Below are 21,822 nucleotides of genomic sequence, written 5' to 3'. Positions count from 1 at the left end.
TACAATAAACTTTGTTGTCTTAGAGGTGATACTTTATGAAAATCGCGATTCAACAGCTTCAGAAGCATCGCAAAGACGGAATGCCAATTGACGAAACTGTTCGGCTTGATGCAGTGAAAAAGCGCAATAGCGATATTCGCGAAATTTCACCTGTGCGGGTCACAGGAAAGTGTACAGTTGGTTCACAACAAACGACGTGCAAGCTCCATCTCGAAGGCATGTTAATCTTGCCTTGTGCACGAACTTGGGAAGATGTTGAATTCCCTATCGACATTGAATCGGTTGAAATCTTCTCTTGGTCCGAAAAAGACCGTGGAAGCAAGGATGAAAATGTTCATTTTGTAGACGCTGAAACAATTGATCTTCAGCCAATACTCGAAGAACTGGTCCTGCTTGAGATTCCGATACAAGTCTTTAAGGAAGACGCCGACGAAGCCGTTATTAAAGGCGGCAAGGATTGGTCGTACACAACAGATGAACAAGTGGAAGCCGAGAAAGCTGAAGCACCACCAAAACCGGATCCAAGACTTGCTGATTTAGCAAAGTATTTTGATCAGTCAGATGAATAGAATCATTGTAAGGAGGTGTCACCAATGGCTGTACCAGCTAGAAGAACGTCCAAAACCGTTAAAAGAAAACGCCGTACACATTTCAAATTGTCAGTGCCGGGCATGGTAAACTGCCCAAGCTGTGGCGAATCGAAATTGGCTCACCACGTCTGCAAAGCATGTGGATCATACAAAGGGAAAGAAGTTGTAGCAAGCAAGTAAACCAGTATTTGCTGCTAAAAGGCTATTGAGAGGCCATGGCTCTCGATAGCCTTTTTCTCTATCCAAAAATAAGGGGTGGCAAGATGTCATACAAAATTGAATTGGCAGAAGGAATCCTGACTTTTACAATTGACCGGCCGGATATCCGCAATGCGATCAACGCAGATGTCATGGAAGGGCTTGAAACCTTAATAACCAAAGTACATACCTTGAAACCGCGTTTCGTCATCATTACAGCGGCTGGCACGCAGGCTTTCTGCTCTGGAGGCGATTTGTCGGTCTTTCACGAGTTAAAGACAGAAGAACAGGCATATCCGATGCTGAAGCGCATGAGCGACGTTCTTTATAGCATTAAGACATTGCCTGTGCCGGTGATTGCGCTCGTTAATGGCGCAGCAGTCGGCGGCGGATGCGAGATTGCCACGGCGTGCGATTACAGGCTCGTAAGAGAACATGCTAAATGCGGCTTTATACAGGGCACGCTGGCCATTACAAGCGGCTGGGGCGGCGGTACCTACTTATTGGACATGCTGCGCCATGACCATGCTTTAAAGATGCTGTGCGACGCCAAGCCTTATACAGCGGATGAATTGCTGGAGAATGGATGGGCGACAAAGATCATCAAAGAAGATGGGGATGTGGAGGATTTTATCCGGTCGATGAAAAAAATTCTGCCGGAAGTCCACCAAGCCTATAAGGAAATCGCCATCAGACAATGGCAGTCCACTAACCTGAAAGAACGCGTAGAAGCCGAAGTCAGCCGCTGCGCCAAGCTTTGGGCAGAAGACGCGCACCACGAAGCAGTCGATAATTTCCTGTCAAAATCCAAAAAATAAGGCTCCTGCTTGTTGGGAGTCTTTTTTCTATTTAGGCTGAGAATAAGAATTTATAGTTTATACACCGCACCGGGCATGGCTCCCGCCCTGAGTCGAGAAGAATACTCGTCTCATTGCTTCGCCTAGCCCTTGATCGTGCCTTCGCTTAATAAGCACTTTGAAAATAAAATATTTATGTAAATCTGCTATTCTGAAGTTACGGAGCAAAACTGCAGAGTATCCATATAATGAATCATCGGTTCAATTTATATATTTAGAAAATTTTGTCCCAATAGTTGAAATCGCTTACAAAATTCGTATATGCTAGAGAAGGGAGAAAAACATTGGGGGTATTTCTAATATGAAAAAAATCCTGATCGCGAACCGAGGCGAAATTGCGCGCCGCATTATCCGCACGTGCAGCCGCCTTGGCATCGAAACGGTCGCTATCCATTCCGAGGCAGATGGGGATCTGCCTTACGTCAACGAAGCGACTGAAGCAGTATTGATCGGACCGAATCCGGTCGTACAGTCTTATCTGCAAGCAGACAAAATCATTGAAGCCGCAAAAGCGCATAACGCCGAAGCGATTCATCCTGGCTATGGGCTGTTGTCGGAAAACGCGGACTTTGCCCGTAAAGTGGCTGAAGCCGGACTGATTTTTATCGGACCATCCGCGGATATCATAGAAAAAATGGGCGACAAGCTCGAATCCCGGCAAACCATGGCGAAAGCAGGCGTCCCTGTAGTGCCAGGAACAGTCAATGGGGTTGCTACGATTGACGAAGCGATCGAAGAAGCCGGCAAAATCGGCTATCCGCTGATGTTGAAAGCGAGTGCAGGCGGAGGCGGCATCGGCATGGTGCGCTGCGATAGTGAGCAAGCGCTCAGTCAGCAGTTTGCGTCTGTCAAAAACCGTGCCAAAGCGTATTTCGGTGATGACGTCGTTTACTTAGAAAAATTCATTGCAGATTCACGCCACATCGAAGTGCAGATTTTCGGCGATGAGCAAGGCAACATCGTTCATTTATTCGAACGGAATTGTTCGGTCCAGCGCCGCAACCAGAAAGTGATTGAAGAGTCGCCGTCACCGGATCTGCCGGAAGATGTGCGCCAGCAATTATGCGATGCGGCGGTCAAAGCGGCTAAAGCAGTCAGCTACACGAATGCGGGAACGGTCGAATTCATCGTTGACAAAAACAATGAATTCTATTTCCTCGAGATGAACACACGGCTTCAAGTTGAACACCCGGTCACCGAAGAAGTGACGGGCTACGACTTGGTTGAATGGCAGCTCGATGTGGCGGCTGGCGGAACATTGCCATCGCAGGACAGCATCCGTTCAACAGGCCATTCCATCGAATACCGGATTTATGCGGAAGACCCGAAAACGTTCTTTCCATCACCGGGCCTATTGCAGACGGTTGAATGGGGCCAAGGCGCGCGCATTGAAACAGGCTACGAACAAGGCAACACCGTAACACCATTTTACGATCCGATGATTTCAAAAGTGATCATCACGGGCAATGACCGGGCAGACGCTTTGAATAAATCACAGAATTTTTTCAATCAAGCTACAATAGTCGGTGTTAAAACCAATTTGCCGTTATACCGTGAATTTATCGGCTCAGAACCGTTTGCTTCTGGCACATACGCAACTTCAGTGCTGCCGGAATGGATGGAAAAAACAAAGGAGGAACAAAAATCATGAAAGAATTAAAAGCATCAATGGCAGGAACAGTCCTGAACGTATTAGTAGCAGAAGGCGATACAGTAACGCCAGGCCAGGCGTTGGTTATGCTTGAATCCATGAAAATGGAAATTCCGGTGGAAGCTGAAGTCGGCGGCGTAGTTGAAAAAGTCCATGTCGAAGTCGGCGGTTTCGTCAACGAAGAAGAGACATTGGTTACAATCGCTGAATAAGCGGAGTTTTTTACGCAAAGGGGACAAGTGAAATGACCAAAACAACGGAAACAACGGGGTATAATGAGCGTTTGGAGCAAAAGCTCGCAACGATTTTTGCGGGCGGCCATCCCAAATACCATGAAAAAATGAAAGAAAGCAATAAATTATTCGTTCGGGACCGCTTGAAATTGCTGTTTGACGACGAAAACTACGTGGAAGACGGCCGCTTTGCCAATGTCGAAGCGGGCGATTTGCCAGCTGATGGCGTTGTGACGGCAATCGGCAAAGTCAATGGCCAAACAGTTTGTGTCATGGCCAATGATTCGACGGTCAAAGCCGGTTCGTGGGGCTTCCGGACAGTGGAGAAAATTATTCGCATCCAGGAAACCGCTGAGAAAATGCAAGTGCCGATGCTTTACCTGGTCGATTCAGCCGGTGCACGGATTACCGATCAATTGGACATGTTTCCAAACCGTAGGGGTGCGGGGCGGATTTTCCATAACCAAGTAAGAATGTCTGGCATGGTGCCGCAGGTCTGCTTGTTATTCGGACCATCTGCAGCTGGGGGAGCTTATATTCCTGCCTTCTGCGACATCGTCATCATGGTCGAAGGCAATGCTTCGATGTATTTGGGTTCACCGCGGATGGCTGAGAAAGTCATCGGCGAAAAAGTGACGCTTGAAGAAATGGGCGGAGCGCGGATGCATTGTACGGTCAGCGGCGTCGGTGATGTGTTGGTGGCGACGGAAGAAGAAGCGATTTCCGAAGCACGCCGTTACCTGCAGAACTTTCCCGCGAACTTTGCGATGAAGCCGGAAAAAATCGAAGCGAAGGCAGCGAAAGCTGGCCGGACACTGGAAGCGATTATTCCGGAAAACCAGAACGCACCATTTGATATGTATGAATTGATCGACCAATTAGTCGACGAAGGAAGCTTTTTCGACATCAAGAAATTGTTTGCGGCAGAATTGATTACAGGAATCGCCCGCATTGAAGGCCAAGTCGTCGGCATCCTTGCCAACCAGCCGAAAGTCAAAGGCGGCGTGTTGTTCGGCGATTCTGCCGACAAAGGCGCAAAATTCATCAACTTATGCGACGCCTTTTCGATTCCGCTCTTATTCCTTGCAGATGTGCCAGGCTTCATGATCGGTACGAAAGTCGAGCGCGCAGGCATCATCCGCCACGGCGCGAAATTCATTGCTGCGATGAGTTCTGCAACCGTGCCGAAAATTTCGGTCATCGTCCGCAAAGCTTACGGCGCAGGATTGTATGCAATGGCAGGCCCGGCTTTCGAACCGGACGTCTGCATCGCATTGCCGACTGCACAAATCGCGGTCATGGGCCCGGAAGCGGCAGTCAATGCTGTTTATTCAAATAAAATTGAAGCGATCGAAGATCCGAAAGAGCGCATCAAGTATGTGCAGGAAAAACATCGCGAGTATAAAGAAGAAATCGATATCTACAAATTGGCTTCTGAATTGATCATCGATGAAATTGTGGCTCCCCACCAATTGCGCGGAGTCCTGGCGCAGCGCCTATCCTTCTATGAATCAAAAGAATTGCCGTTGCCATATCGAAAACATGCCATTACTCCTGTATAATAAAATGAAACCAGAAGTCTGCCTTGCTAAGGCAGGCTTCTTTTAAAAAGGTGAAACCATTCTGGCTAGGAGGGGTTGTAATGGAATACGTCGTAGTGGGGGCAGGTTCTGTCGGTATGCTGATGTCCTGCATGCTGCGCGATGCAGGGGCCAGCGTCAAGCTGATCACCCATCGCAAAGAACAGGCGCAATTGATCAATGAGCAAGGCATCAAAAGGGGCAGTGCCTATTATGTTGTCGATGCGTCTGAAAAACTGGAAAACATCAATCGCCATGCGATTGTGCTGCTTGCCGTGAAATACGATGCTCTTGAAGAAATTCTGCCGATCGTCAACAAGGAATGTGCTGAAAATCCCATCGTCTTCCTGCAGAACGGCATGCTGCACCTTGAGTACTTGAAAAGCATGCCTCAGCAAAACATAGCTGCAGGCAGTGTCGAGCATGGGGTTATCCGGATCAGCGATAACGAAATCGAACACACCGGCAAAGGAGTTTTGAATTTGGCTTTGCTGAAAGGCGAGAAAAGGCATTTTTTGCCCTTGCTTGATTTAAGGAGAGTGCTGACCCGCTGGCATGAAGATGCCGATCGCATGCTGTTCCGGAAAGTGCTGCTCAACAGCATCATCAATCCGCTGACAGCGCTGATGGAGATCAAGAACGGCGAATTGCTGACGAACCCCTACGCCTACGAATTGATGAAAGATCTGTATACGGAGCTATACAGGGCATTTCCAGATATCGACGCCTTCTTGCCATTTGAAGAAGTTACTTCTTTGTGCGCATCAACTGCTGGCAACACGTCGTCAATGCTTGCTGATAAACGGGCCGGCCGGAAGATGGAGATTGACACGATCATCCGCTACACATTGATGCGGTCGCCGATCGAACTGCCGACATTAAAAGCTTTTTATAATTTATTAAAATCAGTCGAGGTTTAACCAATGGATATCTTTTATTCGCTTGGGGCCGTTTTCATTTTCGCCCCTGCCACTGCCTTTATACTAATCGTACTTTTCGCAAGAAAGCGGTTGGGCTATCGCTCAATCGGCTTGGCTGCGGACTTGACCACTTTTCTCTTGTTTTTTTCAATTCCGGTGGCTATCGGAGCCTTATGGGAATTTGACGCTTCATTCATTTCTTATGCGGCAGCGATTATCGTGGCGATTGCCATGCTCATCAATGAATGGAAAAAGTCGAAGGAAATTGAAATCCTGAAACTGGGGCGCAAAACCTGGCGAGTTTATTTTCTGCTGCTCAGCATTGCCCATTGCTTGATCTGGGCAGTGGGAATTGCGTTCGCACTCAACGACTTCTTGACTGCTTGAAGCTTACAAGAAAGGCCTGTGGAAACTCCGCAGCCTGAACTTGTAAGCTTATTTTTTTTCAATGGCGTCCAGGTTTGATATAGTTGTATCTGAATGTAAAGGGAAAAGGGGACATTTTTAAATGAATATAGAGGAACTTTATATAGAACCGGCCAGTAAACTGATGAACGATTACATAAACGGCGAACCCGCGATCGCACAATTTTTTTCTTATAAACCAGACACGGCGCAGTTCAAAGAGCGCTATCAAAAACTGAAAGAGCATCCAGTGGATCGGCACAAGCTCACTGGGATCCTGCGCAATTATATGTCTCCGAACGGTCTTTCCGAGAATGCCGAAAAGAATTTGGCAGCTTTCGAAGCGGGCGCGCCCGTCGTAGTTGCGGGGCAGCAGGCAGGCCTTCTTACAGGTCCTTTGTACACTGTCCACAAAGCCATCTCCATCATCGTGCTGGCTAAGCAAGCAGCTGTTGAGTTGGGAACGGACGTCGTACCTGTTTTCTGGATTGCGGGAGAAGACCATGATTTAGCAGAAGTCAGCCACTTGTACCGCGGTATAAACGGCCGGCTCGACAAATTAAATGTCCCACATACTGAATATGGCAAGAATTCTGCTTCCACGGCACAATTGAATAAATCAACGGTCGAAGCCTATTTGAAAGAATACTTCCGTAGCCTGCCAGAGACAGCCTATAGCAAAGAGCTGCAGGCGTTGGTATTTACAAAGTTGGAAAAGGCAGACTCCTACACGGATTTCTTTGCGCTGCTTTTAAACCATTTTTTCAACGAAGAAGGGCTATTGTATATTGACGCTGCGGATACGTCTCTTCGCCAATACGAAACTCCATATTTCGAGGAGATGATCCGGCACTCTGAAGAGATAGCGCATGCCGTTGCCGATACTGAAGCGCAATTGCAGGAAGCCGGGTATGCTGCAGCTATCGGAGCTGAAGAAAATGCCGCCAATTTATTTGTCACGGTGCAGGGCGAGCGGATTCTTCTTCAGCGTGAAGGCGAACGCTTCACAGGAAAAGGGGCGGCTATCGAATACACATTGGATGAGCTGCTGGAAATTGCAAGAACATCACCTGAAAATCTCAGCAATAATGTAGTGACCCGTCCATTGATGCAGGAAATGGTCTTTCCGGTCTTGGCTTTTGTAGGCGGGCCAGGCGAAATCGCTTATTGGGCTGCATTGAAAAATGTATTTCAAACAGCAGGGATGGAAATGCCGGTTGTTATGCCACGTTTGAGCATGACCTTGGTTTCTAGAAAAGTTGAGGCCTTATTGAGGAAATACAATCTGTCAGCCGCCGAAGTAGCAAAAGGTCAAAAAATTCCCGAAATGCGCCAGCATTTGATGGAGTCGATACGCGAAGAACAGGCGGAACAGCTCATTGAAGAACTGGAACAGCAGCTCCAAGCCAAATACATCGAAATCAAAAAAGCATTTTCAACGATAAGTGGGGGATTGGAACCGCTGGTGGAGAAAAACCTGCAATTCCATCAGAAACAACTGCAATTCTTGAAGAACAAATTAGAAGATGAAGTAATTCTGCAGAACAGCACACAATTCGCCCATTTTGATTTGCTGGAACTGGAGCTGCATCCGAATGGCGGCTACCAGGAACGAATTTTCAGCCCGTTCCCGTATATGAATGACTATGGATTGAACCTTGTTAAAGAGCTGCTTGCACTCGATTTTGAATATGACAAAAATCATAAACTCATCTACTTATAAGTACGCAAAGTCTGCCTCGGCAGGCTTTTTTTTGTCTCAAGAAGTGCAATTGGGATTTTTTTCTGTAACATACGTGAAATATTTAAAAAACAAGTGGTGGGAAGTGGGGGATTGTGGTACATTAAAAACAATAAGTGGGGTGGATGGCATGTTCATGGGAGAATATCAACATAGCGTTGATGCTAAAGGACGATTAATCGTCCCGGCAAAATTTCGTGAACAGCTCGGGGAGAATTTTGTCATTACCCGGGGCCTGGACCAGTGCTTATTTGGCTACACAATGGATGAATGGATAAAGATCGAAGACAAGCTGAAAGAGCTGCCGGTCACTAAAAAAGACGCACGTGCATTTACACGGTTCTTTTTCTCGGGTGCCTCGGAAGTGGAACTCGATAAACAAGGGCGCGTCAACATACCATCGACCTTGATATCATATGCGAAACTTGAAAAAGAATGCGTCATACTCGGTGTCTCCAATAGATTTGAAATTTGGTCTAAAGATGCATGGGAAGAGTATTTTACGGCATCTGAAGATTCTTTTAATGATATTGCGGAAAATTTAGCGGACTTTGATTTTTAGAAACTGAACGGAGGGAAATGATTGTTCAACCACACCACGGTTTTACTTCACGAGACCGTCGATGGACTGAACATTCGTCCTGACGGCATTTACGTAGACTGCACGCTTGGCGGAGCAGGGCATAGCGAGTATCTGGTGCAGCAATTGTCCGAAAAAGGGCATTTGTATTGTTTCGATCAAGATGCGACAGCGATTGACCATGCCAAGCTGAAGTTGAAAGATCATTTAGACAAGATTACATTTATCCATGCGAATTTTAAATTCATTAAAGAAGAACTGGAAATGCGCGGCATCACGAAAGTGGATGGCATCCTTTATGATTTAGGCGTGTCATCGCCTCAGCTTGATACTCCAGAACGGGGATTCAGCTACCATAATGATGCACCATTGGATATGAGGATGGACCAAACGGCGAAGTTAAGCGCTTACGATGTCGTCAACGAATGGGCATTCGAAGATTTGGTGCGTATATTCTATCGTTATGGAGAAGAGAAGTTTTCCAAGCAAATTGCCAGAAAGATCGAAGCAGCTAGAGAGCTAGCGCCGATTGAAACCACAGGGCAATTGGTTGAATGCATTAAAGACGGGATTCCGGCATTTGCGAGACGTAAAGGCGGACATCCTGCGAAGCGGGTATTCCAAGCAATCCGTATAGCAGTCAATGATGAATTAGGTGCAGCTGAAACGTCGCTGCAAGACGCAATCGAGCTATTGGCCATTGGAGGGCGCATCAGCGTCATCACATTCCATTCGCTTGAAGATAGACTGTGCAAGGCGATTTTCAAAGAACATTCGTCAATGCCTGAACTTCCACCGAACTTGCCTGTCATACCGGAAGGCATGGAACCGATATTAAAGTTGATTACACGCAAACCCATTCTTCCTTCAGCGGAGGAATTGGAGCATAATAACCGTTCGCGATCAGCGAAATTGAGAATTGCCGAAAAAGTGAAAGATCAGAAGTAAGATCTAAAAAAGAGAGTTAGGACGTGTTCAAATGGCTTTATATGCAAGAAAAGAAGCATACATACAACAGCCGGCCGTTCCTCAAAACCCTACCCGGGAGCCGGCTAAAAAAAGAAATCTCATTACTAAAGGCGAAAAATTCCTTTACTTGTCATTCGTAGCTGTATTCGTACTGTGCGCTGTTCTTGTGCTGCAAAACCAGTCAGTGATTCAGGCTTCGTCTCAGGAAATACAAACAATTGAACATTCAATCGATGAAAAAGTGAAACAAAATACAGATTTGTCTGTGCAAGTCAGCGAACTATCCAGATACGATCGCATTTGGGCAAAAGCAAAGGAAAGCGGCCTAAAACCAAATGAGCGAAATGTAAAGGTAGTGCCAGGGCAATGAAAAAAAAGTTTCGATTTCAATGGGGAGCCTTTCTGCTGTTTTTAGTTTTTGCAGGGCTCTTTTTCCTTTTAACGGCAAGAATCGTAACGATTCAGGCCACAGGTTCTGTTGAAGGGCAGGAATTAGCCGCAAGAGCTGCAGCGAAATACAGCCAGGAAGAAGTGCTTACAGCCAAACGGGGGAAAATCCTTGACCGCAACGGCGAAGTGATCGCAGAAGATACGTTGACGTATAAAGTCGTTGCCGTCGTTGATGAATCGGCCACACAGAAGGCCAGCAACCCGCGGCATGTAACTGACGTGGAACATACAGCCGAAGTATTGTCTGATTATTTGGATACCCCAGAAGATAAACTTATAAGCATCTTGAATTCCGGAATTGAAAAAGACCGCTACCAAGTCGAATTCGGTGTTGCGGGACGTGAAATCAGCCATACGAAAATGCTTGAAATGAAAGAAGAAAAACTTCCGGGCGTTTTATTCGTCCGGGACTTGAAGCGCCTTTACCCGAACGGTTCTTTTGCCTCTCATTTGATCGGTTTTGCATTGAAAGAAGAGCAAAAGGATGGGCAGATGGTAACGAAAGGCAAAATGGGTCTTGAAGCAATCCACGATGAAGTATTAACTGGAAAGAACGGAAAAATGGAATTCAGCACAGATAAATGGGGCTTTTTACTGCCAAATAGTGAATCGGTGGTAACTCCCGCAGTGGACGGGTCCAATGTCCAATTGACATTGGATAAAACACTGCAGAACTTTTTAGAAGATGCGATGTCCAGCGTTCAAGAAGAATATTCACCGAAGCGCATGATCGCCGTTATTGCGGACCCGAAAACCGGAGAAATTCTGGGAATGTCCCAACGGCCGACTTTCAATCCTAACACGCGGGAAGGCCTGTCCGACAACTGGCTCAATGAAAGCATTGAGTTGACCATCGAACCCGGTTCTCCGATGAAGATGTTTACACTCGCTTCAGCGATTGAAGAAGGAAAATGGGATCCGGATGCTTATTACGAATCGGGGACGTATACCTTGCTTGACCGCACGATTGGCGACCATAATAGCGGGCGCGGTTGGGGGAGCATCACATTTTTGGAAGGATTCCAGCGTTCATCGAACGTTTCGATGGCATACTTGCTCGAGCGCTTAGGACCTGAAAACTTGATGCGGTATATCGACGCGTTCGGATTCGGCGAAAAAACCGGCATTGATCTGCCAAATGAAGCATCGGGAACGATTCTCGACAAATGGCCGATCGATCGATTGACCATGTCTTACGGCCAAGGATCGACGGTCACGCCGGTCCAAATGATCCAAGCTGCATCCGCCATTGCAAATGATGGAACGATGATGCAGCCGTATGTCATCGACCAGATTAAAAACCCGGACACTGGCGAAGTAACCAAGAAAAGCGAACCGACCAAAGCTGGCAATCCGATTTCAGCCGAAACGGCAAAACAGGTGAGGGAAATCCTGGCTTCCACTGTAACTTCGGAGGCGGGGTCCGCACGCGGTTTTGCGCTGCAGGATTATACGGTAGCCGGCAAAACCGGAACGGCGCAAGTTCCTGGAGAAAATGGGCTGTATAAAACCGGACGAAACAAGTACCTATTCTCATTTTTGGGTATGGCTCCGGCTGAAGATCCGGAACTGCTCATTTATATTGGTGTTCAGGAGCCTGAACTGCCGGCAGACGAGTATGGCTCAGTGCCAGTTGCAAAAATCTTTACCTCTGTAATGGAGAACGGGCTTAAATACATGAATATTAAACCGAAAAATGCAGAAACTGTAAAAAAAGCGGAACTGGAAGATTATACCGGCCTTGAGTCAGCGAAAGTTGCTGAGCAGCTTACCGCTAAAGGCCTGAAAGTCATTTCAACTGGCGCCGCCTCTAAGGTGGAAGGCCAATACCCGCAAGCTGGAGAAACGATTGTCGAAGGCGGCACAGTGATTTTAAAAACGGCGGGCGAAACGGCATTGCCGGACTTTACCGCCTGGTCTAAACGAGACTTGCTGGCGTTCCAATCGCTCAGCGGCATCTCACTGGAGATTGTCGGCGAAGGCTACGCCGCAAGCCAGAGCCTGACACCGGGCTCGGCAATAACAGAAGGGGAACCGGTCGTTGTGCAGATGCTGACGCCGGAAGAATCGTTCCAAGTGCAAATGACCGATGGCATGGAAGGGATTCCAGAGGAAGAAACCGCTGAACCTGAAGTTGTGCCGGAAACGCCTCCTGCTGATGAATCGGCAGAAGGAGAATCGGCTGAAACAGAACAAAATGAACAAGCACCAGCTGAAGATTCAGCCCAATAATTTAATGTTTAAAGGAGCTCTTTGCTAACATGAATGGATATATATTGCTTGGATTTGGAATTGCTTTTTTGCTCACGGTTGCCTTAATGCCTATTTTTATCCCGCTTTTAAGAAGGATGAAATTTGGCCAGAGCATCCGTGAAGAGGGGCCAGAGTCCCATATGAAAAAAACGGGGACGCCTACAATGGGCGGCCTTGTCTACTTGATCGCGATCATCATTACTGTATTGGGGGTCGCGCTTTTTGCGGACCGGATGTCACAGGAAATCACCATCCTGCTGCTGGTTTTATTCGGCTACGGATTAATCGGATTTTTGGACGACTTTATCAAAGTGGTCTTGAAGCGGAATCTCGGGTTGACATCACTGCAAAAATTGATTGCCCAGATCGTTATTGCCGTTATTTCGTTTTTCCTATTGAACGGCACTGAATTCGACACAGCGGTGTATATTCCGTTCACTGATTTCTCTATCGAGTTATCTATGCTGTATGTGTTATTTATCATATTCTGGCTTGTCGGCTTCTCGAACGCCGTCAATTTGACAGATGGCCTGGACGGATTAGTGGCTGGAACTGCATCAATCGCTTTTGCTGCGTTCGGCGTCATTGCCATCGTACAGGAACAAGAAGGCATTGCCATGTTCACCTTCGCGGTAGCAGGCGCGCTCTTAGGCTTTCTGGTGTTCAATAAATACCCGGCTAAAGTCTTTATGGGCGACACGGGATCTCTTGCGCTCGGAGGGGCTCTTGCAATGGTCTCGATTTTGTTGAAGCAGGAATTGCTGCTGCTCATCATCGGCTTGGTCTTCGTCATTGAAACGGCGTCTGTTATTTTGCAGGTCGGCAGTTTCAAATTAAGAAAAAAGCGGATTTTCAAAATGAGTCCGATTCACCACCATTTCGAATTGAGCGGCTGGTCCGAATGGAAAGTCGTTACTGTCTTCTGGGCAGTAGGGCTTATTGCAGCGGTTATCGCAGTTGCGCTGGAGGTTTTATAAAATGAAACAAGTTGAACAGGTTTTCCATAAAAAAGTGTTGGTGCTTGGGTTGGCGAAAAGCGGGTTTACGGCTGCGCGAATCCTGCATCAGCTCGGTGCATTTGTTACAGTGAATGATTCAAAGCCATTCGAAGCGAACCCGGAAGCTCAGGAACTATTGAATTTGGGCGTTACGGTCATTTGCGGAAGGCATCCAGAAGATTTGCTTGATGAAGGATTTGAATTGGTGGTCAAAAACCCAGGAATTCCGTATTCCAACGTCATCATTGAGTCCGCTGTCGAAAAAGGGATTCCAATCTGGACAGAAATCGAACTTGCTTATTTGATCAGTGAAGCGCCGTTTATCGGCATCACCGGTTCGAACGGCAAAACGACCACAACGACGTTATTGTTCCATATGCTCAACCAAGACAATAAAAAGCCATTGATTGCCGGCAATATCGGTACGGTGGCAAGCGGTGTGGCGGAAAAAGCAAGACCGGAAAATGTCATCGTCACAGAACTTTCATCGTTCCAATTGAAAGGCGTTGAATCATTCCGGCCTCATATTGCGATCATCACGAACCTGTACGAAGCGCATCTGGATTACCATGGGACGGCGGAAGATTACGTCGGTTCAAAAATGAAAATCGCAGCCAATCAGCTTCCTGAAGATTTCTTCATCTACAACGCAGACCAGCCTATTTTGGCGGATTTTGCTGCAGGGTGCAAAGCGCAATTGATTCCTTTCACATTGAAAGGACGGACTGAAGAAAGCATCAGTGCCGATGACAGCTTCATTTACTGGCAGGGTGAGCAGTTGATCGAACGATCGAAAATCTTGCTCGGCGGACAGCATAATTTAGAAAATATTTTAGCAGCCACAGCGGCTGCGTTATTATGGGGCGGCACGAAAGAAACTATTATCCGCGTCCTGACGTCATTTACAGGTGTAAAGCACCGTTCACAATTCGTCCTTGAATGGAAAGGGCGCAAATTCTACAACGACTCGAAAGCGACAAATGCACTTGCTACGAAAAGTGCTTTGGAGGCTTTCCCAGGCCAAATCATTTTATTGGCCGGCGGGCTCGAACGCAATCATTCTTTGGAAGAATTGCGTCCGTTCATGCCTCGGGTCAAAGCGCTTATTACATTTGGCGAAACTGCCGGCCGGTTTGCGGAATTCGCATCGGCTAACGGAGTTCCAACAGTCGCAAAAGCGGAAGATATGCTGGAAGCCGTTGAAAAAGCGGTCGGCAACTCACAAAGCGGCGACACGGTATTATTATCACCGGCTTGTGCAAGCTGGGACCAGTATGAAAATTTTGAAATCCGCGGCGATGCGTTTATCGATGCGGTACAGCGTGTAACGCAAGCAAACGACTAAAAGATAAGGAGCAGCGAGTATGGACAAAGTGATTGATATCGAAGAACGCATCCCGACGCTCCGTGAGCGGCGGAAAAAAAGAACCAATCGCAAGTTCGTGGCGCTGCTGACCATTTTTCTTTTGTTGCTGGTTGTGGCCATCTACAGCCAGACAAAATACAGCAAACTTCAGGATGTTGCGGTGGCGGGCGCTAATCTTTACGCGCCGGTCGATTACCAGCAAGCCAGCGGCCTGGAATTTGGAGATTCGATGTGGAGCTTCACTGAAAAAGAGATTGAAGAAAAATTGAACGGCCTCGAATGGGTAAAAGCTTCAAGGGTCGAAAAAAAATGGTTGACTGGTTTGGAAATCTACATTGCAGAACACGAAAAAATAGGCTACCTGGATAACGAAACCGGTTATCAGATGGTTTTATCAAACGGATATGCTTTGGAAAAGCCCGTAGATTCAGTCAGCGGTCCGATTTTCACCAATTTTGAAAATGATGAAACCCGCCAGAAACTAGCGGCGCAGTTAACCGACGTCGATTCTGAGGTTTATAACCTCATTTCCCAGATTACGTTGAATCCGGAAGAAAGTTCACCTTTGGTGAGCCTGTATATGAACGATGGCAACGAAGTCAAAGGGACGTTAAGCACGTTGGCGGAAAAACTGAATTATTACCCCTCAGTTATTGCGCAGCTCGATGAAGGGCAAAAAGGCGTAATTGACATGGAGGTCGGAATCTTCTTCCGCTCATATGACGACATGTACGGGCCTCCGAAAGAAGGTGAAGATGATGAAGAACCCGAAGAAGAGTAATCGGCGTTTCAGCAAATCAATTATTTTTTCGCTGGTTTTTCTGGTATTGGGCTTTATCATGGCTTATTCCTTCAGTCTATCCCAAGCTGAAAAAAACAAGAGCGGCTACACAGGCGGTGCATTTTTCGAGCAAGAAGAGCGCTTCCGCGGCCAATTGATCGAACAACAAGAACGAAATAAAGACCTGCGGGCCGAATTGGAAGAAAAACAGGCGGCAGTCCAGAAATACGAGCAATCTTTTTCTGATGGGCCAGACCGGTTCAGTGATTATGCGGATGAAGCAGAATCGCTGCGCCGCTATGTCGGAGCTCTGCCAGTGGAAGGGGATGGCTTGAAAGTGACGCTGCAGGACGGCGAATATGATGGCAATTCGAAAAACCCGAACGATTATATCGTCCATGAAAGCCATGTGTTCCAAGTCATCAACGAGCTTTACATTTCCGGGGCGCAAGCCATTTCCGTCAATGGCCAGCGCATAGATGGAAATTCCTATATTGTCTGCACTGGACCGGTAATAACGGTCGATGGCGTTCAGTATCCGGCACCGTTTACAATTGAAGCGATCGGCAAATCCGATGTGCTCGAATCTTCCATGAAACTTTCAGGCGGCGTCATGGATCAGCTGCTCAACGATAATATCATCGTCACGCTGGATATGGGCCAGAAAATATCCATGCCTGCCATGCTATCAGAATCTTGAGTAAAGGGGAGCCATCATGAAAAAAATCATATCTTTCCGGTTTTCGCTGATTTTATTCATCATCGGTTTAATGACGGCCATCCAATACAATACCTTGAACGAACCGAACTCACGGGATACGCGCGATGTTTGGGAAGTGCGGCAGGAACTTTCGCGTGAAAAGCAGCTCCACTCGGAATTGCTGTCGGAAATCGGCCAGCTGTCAGAAACTTTATCCAAGTACGAAGACGCGGCGGACCAGAGCCCGGAACAGGCATTAGTCGAAACGGTAGAGGATTTGCGAAAGACTGCGGGGCTTACGGAAACAGCCGGCCCAGGAATTGAGGTGTCAATAGAACCTTCGCCTGAAGCGGTCGCTTTGGGGCAGAATATCGAAGGCATTGCTCCTGACTTGCTGATCCGGTTTGTAAACGAAATCAACCGATTTAATGGATTATATGTATCGATCGATGGCAACCGGATAGTCAATACAACGGCAATCCGTGACATCAACGGCAGGACGACGGTGAACACGGTGCCAATCCAGACGCCGCCGTTCAACATAAAAATCGTAGCGAATTCCATGGAAGACACAGAAACGCTTTATAACCATTTGCTGTCGTCTCCGCTGCGCGATGATTTCTATATCGACGATCTGATCGTTGAAGTATCAGAACCGACTGCTGAATTGGCAATCGAAGCGTACGGCAAAGACATTGATTATAATCTGCTAGAGGAAGCAAAGGAGTAGTATAGATGTGGCTATCCATTTTGGGCTTAATATTGGGGATATCATTAGGATTGCTGACGGACATCCAAATCCCTCCTGAATATGCGAACTATCTGTCGATAGCGGTTCTGGCCTCCCTGGATACATTGTTCGGGGGAATAAGGGCCCATTTACAGCAGGTGTATGATGATAAGGTATTTGTATCGGGTTTTTTCTTTAACATCGCCCTTGCCGCCGGCCTCGCTTTCTTAGGGGTGCATTTAGGAGTGGATCTATACCTCGCTGCCATTTTTGCATTCGGTGTGCGGCTGTTCCAGAATATCGCTGTCATCCGGCGCATAATTTTGACGAAATGGGCAGAGAAAAAAGAATTGCGCGAAACACAGGGGTGAATTGTAAGGAAATTTACAAACTTCTGCTGTTTTGCTTAGACAAGGTGCACAATTTACAATAGAATGAAACTAATGAAGTTAATTTAAGGAGGTGCCACGAATTGAGTCAATCAGAATTATATGTAAGCCTAGACATCGGTTCGTCATCCGTTAAAGTACTTATCGGGGAAATGGCCAATAAATCATTGCACGTTATCGGAGTAGGGAACGTAAAATCAAATGGCATAAAAAAAGGTGCGATTGTTGATATAGATGCAACAGTTCAATCGATTAAAAAAGCTGTCGACCAAGCAGAGAGAATGATCGGCAAGCAGATCCACGAAGTGGTTCTAGGCATTCCTGCCAATAAAGCCATGCTGCAGCCGGTAAAAGGGGTAGTTGCTGTAAACAGCGAAGACCGCGAAATTACGGATGAGGATTTGGACCGCGTTATGGATGCGGCGCAAGTCATCTCAATTCCGCCAGAACGCGAAATCGTCAACATCATTCCTGAACAATACATTGTCGACCATTTGGACGAAATCAAAGATCCGCGGGGTATGATTGGGATTCGCCTTGAAATGGATGGTACAATGGTTACGACATCGAAAACCGTTTTGCACAACGTTCTAAGATGCGTTGAACGTGCTGGCCTTTCGATTCGTGAAATTTACATGCAGCCATTGGTTGCCGGTTATTATGCTTTAACTGAAGATGAAAAAAATCACGGCACGGCCTGCATCGATATCGGTGGAGGATCGACATCGATCGCTGTTTTCCAAGACGGCCACTTGACAGCTTCATCAGTCATACCTGTCGGCGGCGACCATGTCACAAAAGATTTATCGATCGTCTTGAAAACACCGACAGAACAAGCAGAAAAGATCAAGCTGGAACATGGCCACGCGTTCTACGACGATGCATCTGAAGATGAATTGTTCGAAGTTCCTGTGATCGGTTCAGATACGAAAGAGCAATATAGCCAGAAATACATATCTGAAATCATCGGGGTCCGCCTGGAAGAACTTTTTGAATTGATTTTAGATGAGCTTTACCGCCTTGGCGTCCAAGACCTTCCAGGAGGCGTCGTATTGACTGGCGGAATGGCGAAATTAGAAGGGCTGCCGGAATTGGCTCGCCACATTCTTCAAACCCGTGTCCGTTTGTTCGTGCCGGAATTCATCGGCGTCCGCGAACCACAGTACACGACAGCAGTTGGGCTTATCCAATACGCGTACATGGAAGATATGTTCTATGGCCGTTTAGGAGCGAGCGCTGCATTGACAGAGTCAGCGAAAATCGAGCAAGAACACCATCCTAAAAAACAGCCAAAACAGCCTAAGGAAAATACTGAAGGCGTCGTTTCAAAAGCTAAGAAAATGTTTGACCGATTCTTCGAATAAAATGAACATTGCATCATGCTTACTTTAAAAGCGGAGCAATTTTAGGAGGAAAAAGAATGTTGGAATTTGATACATCAATTGACGCTATGGCAATAATTAAAGTTATCGGTGTCGGCGGCGGCGGAAACAACGCTGTCAACCGCATGATCGAACACGGAGTCCAAGGTGTAGAATTTATCGCAGTCAACACTGATGCTCAAGCGTTAAACTTATCCAAAGCGGAAGTCCGCCTGCAAATCGGCGGCAAATTAACGCGCGGCCTTGGTGCTGGAGCTAACCCTGAAGTCGGCAAAAAAGCGGCTGAAGAAAGCAAAGAACAAATTGAAGAAGCATTGCGCGGCGCGGATATGGTATTCGTAACTGCCGGCATGGGCGGCGGTACTGGTACCGGTGCTGCACCAGTCATCGCTGGAATCGCTAAAGAACTTGGGGCTTTGACGGTAGGGGTCGTAACACGCCCATTCACTTTCGAAGGCCGCAAGCGTTCTACACAAGCAATCAGCGGAATCAGCACGATGAAAGAATCTGTTGATACGCTTATCGTCATTCCAAATGACCGTTTGCTTGAAATTGTCGACAAGAGCACGCCGATGCTCGAAGCATTCCGTGAAGCGGATAACGTTTTGCGCCAAGGTGTCCAAGGTATCTCAGATTTGATTGCAGTTCCTGGATTGATCAACCTTGACTTTGCTGACGTTAAAACAATCATGTCGAATAAAGGTTCTGCATTAATGGGGATCGGTGTTTCTTCTGGTGAAAACCGTGCTTCTGAAGCAGCGAAAAAAGCCGTTTCAAGCCCGTTGCTTGAAGTATCCGTCGATGGCGCTAAAGGTGTTCTTATGAACATCACGGGCGGATCGAACTTGAGCTTGTACGAAGTCCAAGAAGCAGCGGATATCGTTGCGTCGGCATCTGACGAAGATGTAAACATGATTTTCGGATCTGTCATCAATGACAATCTGAAAGATGAAATTGTTGTCACTGTAATTGCTACAGGTTTCAACGAAGAGCAGGTACAACCAAGAACGCCGCGGGGCTCTGGATTGAATTCAAGCCGCGTACAGTCTATCCAGCAGCAGTCTCCGCCGCCTTCACTACGTGAATCGCGCCGCGAAGAACAGCGCCGTGAAGACCACGCGCCTTCTTACCAACAAGAGCCTGTGCGCCAGGAAAAACAACAGGATGATGCACTAGACATCCCGACATTCTTGCGCAACCGACAAAAGAGACGCTAATCACAACAGCTGCCGAACCGGCAGCTGTTTTTTTATTGCGTTTAAAAGAGGTCATCGCGTTGCTGCCAAAGCGGAAAGACAATGACGGCAGAGCTTAATTGATAAATATGCCTATACTTGGTACAATAAAGTGAAACTTCAAGCAGCAGGGCCAATAAATGGCCAGGCTTAGTGGCAATTGGTTTTGATGGGCTTTTGCCGATTGGGATTGATTGAACATCCTTAGAAAAGTTGTGAATAAATGAACGCGATAAAACCGGTTTTTGAAAATATGACTAACGAATTAAATAGCATCCGCCCAGGCATCAACATTATTGCGGTAACGAAACAGGTCGGTGTTGAAAGGACTCAAGAAGCAATCGATGCCGGCATCCGGCATCTTGGCGAAAACCGTCCGGAAGGACTTGCCTTGAAGCTCCAATCTATAGACGCCGGCGTCTCGTGGCATTATATCGGCAATCTGCAGACCAGAAAAGTGAAAGACGTCGTCAATAACATCGACTATCTCCATTCACTTGACCGCCTGAGCCTGGCGAAGGAAATTCAGAAACGGGCAGAAAAACCGTTGAAATGCTTTGTGCAAGTGAATGTCTCCAACGAAGAAACCAAAAGCGGAATATTGCCGGCAGAGACACTGGATTTTATCCGTTCGCTTACAGCTTTTGATAAAATCCAGGTGGTCGGGTTAATGACAATGGCGCCGAACACCAGCGACAGTGCTTTGATCCGCACTGTGTTCAAAGAGCTTAAATCGCTTCAACTTCAAGTGGCCGCAGAAAAGATGGAGCACGCCCCGTGTACGGAATGTTCTATGGGCATGTCCAATGATTACGTCATTGCTGCCCAAGAAGGAGCAACTTTTGTTCGCATAGGTACTGCATTAGTAGGGTCGGAAAGTGAGGCAAAATAATGAGCATTAAAAACAAATTCAAGAATTTCTTTTATCTGGAAGAATACGAAGAAGATGAGCAGGAGCAACAGCAGCAACAACGCCAGCAGCCCCAGCAGCCCCAGCGCTACGAAAAACCGGAGCCCATCCAATCGGAAGTCCGGAAAGCGCCGAAAGATCGGAGACAAAAACCTGTGGAAACAACAACAGTATCAAACTTGGTAAGCTTGCAAAGCGCATCAAAATCTTCAAAAATGATTCTTGCCGAACCGCGAGTCTATGCGGAAGCACAGGACATTGCCGAGAATTTAAAGAACAAACGCGCAGTAGTCGTCAATTTGCAGCGGATTGAAAAAGATCAGGGTCTGCGCATCATCGATTTTCTTAGCGGCACTGTCTACGCCCTTGGAGGAGATATTCAGCGCATTGGAACGGATATTTTTCTCTGCGTGCCAGACACTGTCGAAGTGGATGGAGCTATTTCCGACTATTATTACGAAGATCAACAGTAAAAGAGGAGCATGAAAAATAAATGATTGCTATTGTAAACTTGCTATTAACCGCTATTAACATCTACTCATTTGTCTTGATTGCCAGCATTTTGATGAGCTGGCTGCCTAATGCCAAAGAATCGGCTTTCGGCCAAATGCTTTCAAAAGTCACCGACCCGTACCTGGACATTTTCAGAAAGATCATCCCGCCATTCGGCATGATTGATTTTTCTCCGATTGTAGCGATTTTCGCTTTGAACCTTGCCAGCCAAGGAATCGTTGTCCTATTCAATTATTTCAACTAAAGACCTCACATTAAGTGAGGTCTTTTTCTTCAATTAACCGCTATAAGTGGAAAAGTTGTTTTAAGATATTAGATATTTTTAAGGCTTTTCATTTCGCTTCAGACGGACGCTTTCCGCGGGCACTACCTCAGCCGCTTCACTCACTGC

At 46.9% G+C, this 21,822-nt stretch carries 24 protein-coding genes; all 24 read left to right on the top strand.

The features are described from left to right. Positions 1-35: 35 nt before the first annotated feature. On the top strand, positions 36-569 hold the full coding sequence (locus QMA09_RS08195) for a YceD family protein (RefSeq protein ID WP_290212746.1): 534 nt from the start codon (positions 36-38) through the stop codon (positions 567-569). 24 nt (positions 570-593) lie between these two features. Then, positions 594-770: a 50S ribosomal protein L32 gene (gene rpmF, locus QMA09_RS08190; RefSeq protein WP_135500228.1), complete on the top strand. Its 177-nt coding sequence runs from the start codon at positions 594-596 to the stop codon at positions 768-770. Between the two features lie 83 nt (positions 771-853). Then, the gene (locus QMA09_RS08185) at positions 854-1,606 is read left to right on the top strand and encodes an enoyl-CoA hydratase/isomerase family protein (protein WP_290212745.1); all 753 of its coding nucleotides are present in this window, start codon (positions 854-856) and stop codon (positions 1,604-1,606) included. 340 nt (positions 1,607-1,946) lie between these two features. Then, positions 1,947-3,296 (top strand): acetyl-CoA carboxylase biotin carboxylase subunit, encoded by a 1,350-nt coding sequence (locus QMA09_RS08180; RefSeq protein WP_290212744.1) that lies wholly within the window; start codon positions 1,947-1,949, stop codon positions 3,294-3,296. Continuing rightward, positions 3,293-3,508, top strand: coding sequence for a biotin/lipoyl-containing protein (locus QMA09_RS08175; protein WP_290212743.1), 216 nt, complete (start codon positions 3,293-3,295; stop codon positions 3,506-3,508). Before QMA09_RS08180 ends, QMA09_RS08175 begins: the two co-directional genes overlap by 4 nt. Positions 3,509-3,540: 32 nt before the next feature. Continuing rightward, positions 3,541-5,091 (top strand): acyl-CoA carboxylase subunit beta, encoded by a 1,551-nt coding sequence (locus QMA09_RS08170; protein WP_135500224.1) that lies wholly within the window; start codon positions 3,541-3,543, stop codon positions 5,089-5,091. An 80-nt stretch (positions 5,092-5,171) separates the two neighbouring features. Beyond that, on the top strand, positions 5,172-6,029 hold the full coding sequence (locus QMA09_RS08165; protein ID WP_290212742.1) for a ketopantoate reductase family protein: 858 nt from the start codon (positions 5,172-5,174) through the stop codon (positions 6,027-6,029). 3 nt (positions 6,030-6,032) lie between these two features. Continuing rightward, a complete protein-coding gene (locus QMA09_RS08160) occupies positions 6,033-6,416 on the top strand; it encodes a DUF3397 family protein (RefSeq protein ID WP_135500222.1) in 384 nt (127 codons plus the stop codon). A 121-nt stretch (positions 6,417-6,537) separates the two neighbouring features. Beyond that, a complete protein-coding gene (gene bshC / locus QMA09_RS08155) occupies positions 6,538-8,157 on the top strand; it encodes a bacillithiol biosynthesis cysteine-adding enzyme BshC (protein WP_290212741.1) in 1,620 nt (539 codons plus the stop codon). Between the two features lie 148 nt (positions 8,158-8,305). After that, positions 8,306-8,737: a division/cell wall cluster transcriptional repressor MraZ gene (gene mraZ / locus QMA09_RS08150; RefSeq protein ID WP_135500281.1), complete on the top strand. Its 432-nt coding sequence runs from the start codon at positions 8,306-8,308 to the stop codon at positions 8,735-8,737. 21 nt (positions 8,738-8,758) lie between these two features. Beyond that, positions 8,759-9,703: a 16S rRNA (cytosine(1402)-N(4))-methyltransferase RsmH gene (gene rsmH / locus QMA09_RS08145; protein ID WP_290212740.1), complete on the top strand. Its 945-nt coding sequence runs from the start codon at positions 8,759-8,761 to the stop codon at positions 9,701-9,703. A gap of 31 nt (positions 9,704-9,734) precedes the next feature. Continuing rightward, the gene (gene ftsL, locus QMA09_RS08140; RefSeq protein ID WP_135500220.1) at positions 9,735-10,094 is read left to right on the top strand and encodes a cell division protein FtsL; all 360 of its coding nucleotides are present in this window, start codon (positions 9,735-9,737) and stop codon (positions 10,092-10,094) included. After that, positions 10,091-12,406 (top strand): penicillin-binding protein, encoded by a 2,316-nt coding sequence (locus QMA09_RS08135; RefSeq protein ID WP_290212739.1) that lies wholly within the window; start codon positions 10,091-10,093, stop codon positions 12,404-12,406. Before ftsL ends, QMA09_RS08135 begins: the two co-directional genes overlap by 4 nt. Positions 12,407-12,435: 29 nt before the next feature. Continuing rightward, positions 12,436-13,404 (top strand): phospho-N-acetylmuramoyl-pentapeptide-transferase, encoded by a 969-nt coding sequence (gene mraY, locus QMA09_RS08130; protein ID WP_290212738.1) that lies wholly within the window; start codon positions 12,436-12,438, stop codon positions 13,402-13,404. Between the two features lies 1 nt (position 13,405). Further along, positions 13,406-14,770 carry a UDP-N-acetylmuramoyl-L-alanine--D-glutamate ligase gene (murD, locus tag QMA09_RS08125; RefSeq protein WP_290212737.1) on the top strand — a complete coding sequence of 455 codons (1,365 nt, stop codon included), beginning with the start codon at positions 13,406-13,408 and terminating at the stop codon, positions 14,768-14,770. A 19-nt stretch (positions 14,771-14,789) separates the two neighbouring features. Further along, a complete protein-coding gene (locus tag QMA09_RS08120; RefSeq protein WP_135500216.1) occupies positions 14,790-15,572 on the top strand; it encodes a cell division protein FtsQ/DivIB in 783 nt (260 codons plus the stop codon). Continuing rightward, the gene (locus QMA09_RS08115; protein ID WP_290212791.1) at positions 15,550-16,272 is read left to right on the top strand and encodes a DUF881 domain-containing protein; all 723 of its coding nucleotides are present in this window, start codon (positions 15,550-15,552) and stop codon (positions 16,270-16,272) included. The genes QMA09_RS08120 and QMA09_RS08115 overlap by 23 nt, the downstream gene beginning before the upstream one ends. Before the next feature lie 16 nt (positions 16,273-16,288). Beyond that, positions 16,289-17,002, top strand: a complete 714-nt coding sequence (locus tag QMA09_RS08110) for a DUF881 domain-containing protein (protein ID WP_135500215.1) — start codon at positions 16,289-16,291, stop codon at positions 17,000-17,002. Positions 17,003-17,007: 5 nt separating this feature from the next. Continuing rightward, positions 17,008-17,373 (top strand): small basic family protein, encoded by a 366-nt coding sequence (locus QMA09_RS08105; protein WP_135500214.1) that lies wholly within the window; start codon positions 17,008-17,010, stop codon positions 17,371-17,373. A gap of 101 nt (positions 17,374-17,474) precedes the next feature. After that, positions 17,475-18,755, top strand: a complete 1,281-nt coding sequence (gene ftsA / locus QMA09_RS08100; RefSeq protein WP_290212736.1) for a cell division protein FtsA — start codon at positions 17,475-17,477, stop codon at positions 18,753-18,755. 56 nt (positions 18,756-18,811) lie between these two features. Beyond that, a complete protein-coding gene (gene ftsZ, locus QMA09_RS08095) occupies positions 18,812-19,990 on the top strand; it encodes a cell division protein FtsZ (RefSeq protein ID WP_135500212.1) in 1,179 nt (392 codons plus the stop codon). Between the two features lie 241 nt (positions 19,991-20,231). Next, on the top strand, positions 20,232-20,900 hold the full coding sequence (locus tag QMA09_RS08090; RefSeq protein ID WP_290212735.1) for a YggS family pyridoxal phosphate-dependent enzyme: 669 nt from the start codon (positions 20,232-20,234) through the stop codon (positions 20,898-20,900). After that, the gene (locus QMA09_RS08085) at positions 20,900-21,391 is read left to right on the top strand and encodes a cell division protein SepF (RefSeq protein WP_290212734.1); all 492 of its coding nucleotides are present in this window, start codon (positions 20,900-20,902) and stop codon (positions 21,389-21,391) included. Before QMA09_RS08090 ends, QMA09_RS08085 begins: the two co-directional genes overlap by 1 nt. A 20-nt stretch (positions 21,392-21,411) precedes the next feature. Continuing rightward, the gene (locus QMA09_RS08080; protein ID WP_135505510.1) at positions 21,412-21,675 is read left to right on the top strand and encodes a YggT family protein; all 264 of its coding nucleotides are present in this window, start codon (positions 21,412-21,414) and stop codon (positions 21,673-21,675) included. The last annotated feature ends 147 nt before the right edge of the window (positions 21,676-21,822 follow it).

The organism is Planococcus sp. APC 3906 (genome assembly GCF_030407685.1).
GTDB lineage: Bacteria > Bacillota > Bacilli > Bacillales_A > Planococcaceae > Planococcus > Planococcus koreensis.
Note: the sequence above shows the minus strand (reverse complement) of the source record. Positions and strands in the feature narration are given on the sequence as shown.